Source organism: Acidovorax sp. DMC1 (assembly GCF_056314325.1).
The window spans coordinates 1-518 of record NZ_JBQUYO010000023.1; the positions used below are offsets into that span (position 1 = coordinate 1).

Annotated in this window: 1 protein-coding gene; it reads left to right on the plus strand. The window is 62.5% G+C overall.

Annotated elements, in window-relative coordinates; translation table 11 throughout:
- The coding region (locus ACT531_RS21730) for a choice-of-anchor U domain-containing protein (RefSeq protein WP_476018764.1) at positions 1-518 on the plus strand (518 nt) is incomplete at both ends.

Below are 518 nucleotides of genomic sequence, written 5' to 3' on the forward strand. Positions count from 1 at the left end.
GGAGACGGCAACGGAGACGGCATCAAGGACAGCGAGCAGCCCTCGGTAGGCTCCATCGGCTTCGTGCTCAGCCCTACTGGCGAGAGCAACCCCGGCAACGCACCGCCTACTTTCACCACGTTGGTGGCCAGCAGCCAGGACGGCAAGGTGGGCAGCGGCAACGACAATGCACGCATCACCAGCCTGACGCAGAAGGACGCGCCGACAGACCTGCCAGCGGGCATGCAAATGCCCATTGGATTGGTGAGCTTCACGGTAGAGTTGGGGCAAGGCAGGACAGGAGAGAACTTCAGCCTGTACGTGGACCCGGCGCTGGGCGTGAATGGATACTGGAAAGAGAACGCCAGCGGCCAATGGGTGAACATTGCCAGCGAACCCTACGGAGGCAAGATGGTGATGGAGGGAGGACGCCTGCGGCTGGATTTCCACATTGAAGATGGCGGACAGTTTGACGCGGACGGGAAGATGGATGGGATCATCACGGACCCGGGGGCGCCGGGGCACATGGCGCTGTCGGT